The 4,985-nt window shown below is 58.3% G+C and carries 4 protein-coding genes and 1 tRNA gene; 3 read left to right on the forward strand and 2 right to left on the reverse strand.

Features of this window, described 5'->3' with window-relative positions; all coding sequences use genetic code 11:
- Positions 1–145 precede the first annotated feature (145 nt).
- Entirely contained in the window at positions 146–1,018 is an 873-nt protein-coding gene (locus NW843_RS10125; RefSeq protein WP_414384140.1) for an inositol monophosphatase family protein, read from the reverse strand.
- 269 nt (positions 1,019–1,287) lie between these two features.
- Here NW843_RS10125 and NW843_RS10130 point away from each other — a divergent pair, with 269 nt between their 5' ends.
- From NW843_RS10130 to NW843_RS10140, 3 genes are all read left to right on the forward strand, one after another.
- Positions 1,288–1,866 (forward strand): FHA domain-containing protein, encoded by a 579-nt coding sequence (locus tag NW843_RS10130; protein ID WP_414407062.1) that lies wholly within the window; start codon positions 1,288–1,290, stop codon positions 1,864–1,866.
- Positions 1,867–1,918: 52 nt separating this feature from the next.
- Positions 1,919–1,990 (forward strand) — tRNA-Gln (locus NW843_RS10135).
- 218 nt (positions 1,991–2,208) lie between these two features.
- On the forward strand, positions 2,209–3,684 hold the full coding sequence (locus NW843_RS10140; RefSeq protein WP_414522868.1) for a cobyric acid synthase: 1,476 nt from the start codon (positions 2,209–2,211) through the stop codon (positions 3,682–3,684).
- 14 nt (positions 3,685–3,698) lie between these two features.
- Here NW843_RS10140 and NW843_RS10145 read toward each other — a convergent pair whose 3' ends face one another.
- Complete coding sequence (locus NW843_RS10145) at positions 3,699–4,928, reverse strand: RNA-guided endonuclease InsQ/TnpB family protein (RefSeq protein WP_414522867.1); 1,230 nt, start codon at positions 4,926–4,928, stop codon at positions 3,699–3,701.
- Positions 4,929–4,985: the final 57 nt, after the last annotated feature.

A 4,985-nucleotide genomic window follows, 5' to 3' on the forward strand; every position in this document is an offset into this window, starting at 1 on the left:
TTGAACAGTGATGTTCAGCAGTGTTCAGCGTAAATGTATCAGTCCGCTAACCCATCTCCTATCTACCCTGCCCAACATAGGGTTCTTGGAATCTTCTTGATTATTCCTCGATTATTCCTCGATTATTCGTCAGCTACTTCTGTCTTCAATTCAACTCAACTGGGGAGCTTTCCCGGTTCTGATAGGCTGGGCGTGGATCCCGCCGCATGGGAAAGGAGACCGGCAAAGGCTGTACTTGGGCCAATTCTTCTTGCAGAGCAGCGTGTAACCAGCCATTGCTGGCCAACAGTCGGCCACTGTAAACGTCCACCGGGCTGCCATCATAAGCGGTCACCTTGCCGCCTGCCTCCCGCACCAGAACGATCCCTGCGGCAATGTCCCAAGGGGAGAGGCCCCGCTCCCAGTAGCCATCCAACTGACCGGTGGCCACATAGGCCAAATCCAGAGCTGCAGATCCGCCCCGCCGCACTCCTTGGGTGAGATGGGTAAAGTGGCAAAACTCGGCGTAGTTGTTGTCAGGGGTTTCGCGACGATCGTAGGCAAAGCCGGTCACCAGCAAGCTCCGAGACAATTCAGCCGTTGTGGAGACTCGAATGGGTTGGCGGTTGCGGGTAGCCCCCATCCCTTGGACGGCGCGAAACAGATCCCCGCGAAAAACATCACAAACAACCCCCAAAACTGGCTCCCGCCCCTGCAGCAAACCGATGGAGACGGCGGCAAAAGGGTAGCCATGGGCAAAGTTGGTGGTGCCATCCAGGGGATCGATCATCCAAGCGTAGGCACCCTCCGGGGATCCCTGCTGGCCTGATTCCTCGGTCAAGATGACATCTTCGGGGAAGTGCCGCCTCAAGATTTTCAAGATGAGATCCTCGGAAGCGCGATCCGCCGCAGTCACCAAGTCGCCCGGACGTTTCTCCTCGATGGCGAGGGTGCCTCCCACATAACTGCGCAGCAAAGCCCCTGCCTCCAGGGCAGCTTCTGTGGCCACATCCAACCGACGCAGCAGGGCCTCTGTCACACCCCTACCTCAAGAATCTGTTACTCAGGATAGCCCGCGAAGGCTGAGGCTCCCAAGGGATTCCTGAAAACCAAAATGGGCCCAACCTGAGCCCAAGCCCAGTTTCCGGGGAAAGGGGGTATCTCCAAGGCTGCCTATGGTGTATAGTACAGTACACTGGGGCTTGTGGGTTTTCCGGCAGCCCGCCAAGACCAGAGTTCCTTTGAAAGCAGTAGGGTTTTGGGGAACTATAGATAAGACTTTGAATTTGGAAAGCCAAGCTGCTGTAAATGGCGTTGAGCGTTGAGGGGGGAAGACCTTTGCCACATAGCTACGACGATTTTTTCACCTCCATCACAGAGGTTGGCGGGAAAAGTCCTCTTCCCAGCCAGGGCTTTGATCTGCCGGCGGATTTGTTCGATCAAGTCCCTGAACGGCCGGTGTCCCATCCGGAGTTCACCCTGTCCATCTGCCATCCTGTCCGGCCCTGCAGCTACATCCTGCGGGAGAGTATCTACACGGTTGGACGGGATCCCTCCAACGCCATCCAGATCGTCAATCGGTTTGTCTCGCGTCACCACGCTTACCTGGTGCGGGTGCCCACCAAGTCCAACCGGACAGGGTTTACCTATTGCCTGATCGACGGCAACCGCAAGGGCCAGTCCAGTACCAATGGGGTGTTTGTCAACGGCACGCGGGTGGCTACTCACTACCTGAGGAGCGGAGATGTCATCTATTTCGGGCCAGAGATCCGCGCCTATTTCTTCGAGGTGGCCCGCATTCTCCCTGTGAACCCCTTTGACATCGGCCCTGGCCTTGGCGAAGAGCTTCAGCTTCCCCACGACACAGGAAGCCACCGCAACCGTTGACAGATCTAAAGCTGCATCGCTAAATTAATTAAGCCGGTTAAGCAATGTGAATTGGGGCATCGCCAAGCGGTAAGGCAGCGGGTTTTGGTCCCGCCATTCGGTGGTTCGAATCCATCTGCCCCAGCTTAAAATCCAACCGAGAGCACAAAGGCGCAAGCCCTTGGGATCCCGTGCAGACCGGAGGGTGCGGCTCTGGGCATCAGCAGGGCGGTTAACTAGGGGATTGCAGAGTCGCTTTTGCCAACGGAGGCCCTGGCTTGGCGAGGCTGGCCGCGGAGAGAATGGCAACAACCAGAAACCAAGGGTGAGGGATCCGGGGTGAGCTGTTCAGGTCGATCCTTGATGGTGGTGGGAACTTCTTCCCATGTGGGCAAAACCCTGCTGGTAACAGCCCTCTGTCGCATTCTCAAGAAAGCGGGAAAAAGGGTCGCCCCCTTCAAAGCTCAGAACATGTCCCTCAACGCCTATGTCACCCCAGACGGCAAGGAGATTGCCTACGCGCAGGCTCTGCAAGCTTGGGCTGCCGGGATCCCCCCTGCGGTGGAAATGAACCCGATTCTTCTGAAGCCCCAGGGCAACCTGACTTCCCAGATCGTCTTGAACGGAGTGGCGGTGGGCACCTACCGCGCCGGAGAGTATTACGAGCGCTGGTTTGCGCCGGCCTGGCAAGCGGTTAAAGAAGCCCTTGCTCGCCTACAACAGCAGTACGACTGGATCCTTTGCGAGGGGGCAGGCAGTCCGGCAGAGGTGAACCTCAAACATCGAGACTTGGCAAATATGCGGGTTGCCTTGCATTTGGGATCCCCCACTTGGCTGGTGGCGGACATCGACCGAGGTGGGGCGCTGGCCCATGTGGTGGGCACGCTCCAACTGCTGGAACCTGAAGAGCGGGCCTTGATCCGGGGCATTGTCTTCAACAAATTTCGCGGCTCGCGGGAACTGTTGCAGCCCGGCCTGGATTGGCTGGAAAACTACACCGGGATCCCAGTTGTCGGGGTCTTGCCTTGGGTGGACTGGGTTCTGCCCCAAGAGGATTCGATGGGAATTGCAGCCAACCCCCTGCTTTGGGAAGATCGCCGCGACCGGGCCGGTGGCCAAGCCCTGAGGGAAGGGCGCCTGGAGATTGCTGTGGTGCGTTTGCCCCAGGTGGCCAATTTCTCGGATTTTGACCCCTTGTTGGCGGAGCCCACCGTCCATCTGCGCTGGGTTCACCCCGGCCAAAGTTTGGGATCCCCGGATGTGGTCATCCTGCCCGGCAGCAAAACCACCCTCAACGATCTGTTCGCGTTGCAAAAGACCGGCTTGGCCGAGCAACTGCGCCAATACTCCGGCCATATCGTCGGCATTTGCGGCGGACTGCAAATGTTGGGAGAAACCATCGCCGATCCCGAAGGCTGGGAGGGGATCGCCGGCACCTACTCGGGGTTGGGCTTTCTCCCTTTGACCACCGTTTTACAACCCACCAAGGTCACCCAGCAGGTACAGACCCAAAGCCGATGGCCTGCCCTGGCCCCCATCCAGGGGTACGAAATTCATCAGGGATCCACCCAGGCGGATCCCTCTGGCTGTCTGCCGCTGTTCGACCGGGAGAACCTGGGCTGGCGGGATCCCACGGGTCGGATTTGGGGCAGCTATCTGCATGGCCTGTTTGACAACCACCTGTGGCGGCGACAATGGCTGAACTGGCTGCGCCGACAAAAAGGCTGGGATCCCTTGCCGGATCTGGAGGGCCACTATGCTCAGCAGCGGGAGCAATTGCTGGAGCGCCTGGCCGATCTGTGGCAGCCTCACCTGGACTTGGGCCTGTTGATGGAATAGCCGCTCCGAAAGGCTTATGCAACGCTGAACAAAACAGAACTTTGCCCAGCATCGCTGCTTTCTTCCTGCTTCAGCGACCCATGACTAGTGGCAGAGTTCACCCCCACCACCCCGCCAGAGGAGTCTCCACAGGCGTCACTTCCCCCAGAGCTTGGGGTAGTTCTGTACCACCGCAACAGGTTTAGGGCTGCATTCAAGTCGCGGTCTAGCTCCAGACCACAACACGGGCAGCAAAACACCCTTTCCTGCAGTGGCATCTTCTGTCGGTGCCCACACCCTGAACACAGTTGGCTGGACGGATAAAACCTATCCGCCACCACCACCTGACAGCCGTAGAGCCGGGCCTTATACTCTAGCTGTCGCCGTTCGCGATAGCGGGACGGAGTCCTCAACTCGTAGAACCCACAGTCTGACAGCGCTCCTGCCAGCTTGCGGTTCTTGAGCAGGTTCTTCACCTGCAAGCCCTCAATCACCACCACCCGATACTTCTTGGCCAGGTAAGTCGTTAGCTTGTGCAGATTGTCTTGCCGAATGTCTGCCACCCGCTTATGGGCCTTGCCTAACTGCACCACCGCCTTCTTACGGTTAGCGGATCCCTTCTGCTTGCGACTCAGCCGCCGTTGCAGTCTGGCCAGACGCTTCCTCGCCTTGCGGTAGGGCTTTGGATTCTCGAATACTTCCCCGTCGGAACAGGTGGCCAGGTGATGGATACCTAAGTCCACTCCCACAACTTCCCCGGTCTTCTCCACCTGAGGCGCTGGAGCTTCATATTTGAAGGAGATATACCAATGTCCGGCGCGAAGACTAATGACCACGTTCTTGGGTGTGGCGGTGGGGAGCAGCTCCGCACAGCGTAGCCAACCAAGGATAGGCACCTTGATGCGGTCACCAGAGATGCGGATGCTGCCCTCCAAGTAGAAGCTGTCTCGCACCCCCTTACGCTTAAAGCGGGGAAACCTACCCTGCCCACTCCGCCAGCGCTTAAAGGCTTGCTCCAAGTTGCGTAATGCCTGCTGAGGAGCGCATTTGGAGACCTGGTAGTACCAGGGGTTTTCCTTCTTAACCTCGGCTACCAGGCGCTTGTGCAGGTCAATGGCGGTGGGGAGTTTCTGCCGGTTCTCCAGGGCTTGCCGACAGATGGCCAGGCCCCAGTTGTAGGCGTGACGGGCTACCCCAGCGTGCTGAGCGGCTAGGGTCTTCTGCCGGTTATTCAGCTCTAAGCGGGTGCGGAATCCAAGCAGCATTCAGATAGAAATTGCAGGAGCCCCGTACGGTACCCGTAGGGTCAGTGTCGGGAGGAA

It is taken from the genome of Synechococcus sp. R5-12, assembly GCF_047502655.1.
GTDB lineage: Bacteria > Cyanobacteriota > Cyanobacteriia > Thermostichales > Thermostichaceae > Thermostichus.

Coding starts and splice junctions, on each gene's coding strand:
- NW843_RS10130 (WP_414407062.1), top strand. CDS start 1,288: ATGGCGTTGAGCGTTGAGGGGGGAAGACCTTTGCCACATAGCTACGAC.
- NW843_RS10140 (WP_414522868.1), top strand. CDS start 2,209: ATGGTGGTGGGAACTTCTTCCCATGTGGGCAAAACCCTGCTGGTAACA.
- NW843_RS10145 (WP_414522867.1), bottom strand. CDS start 4,928: ATGCTGCTTGGATTCCGCACCCGCTTAGAGCTGAATAACCGGCAGAAG.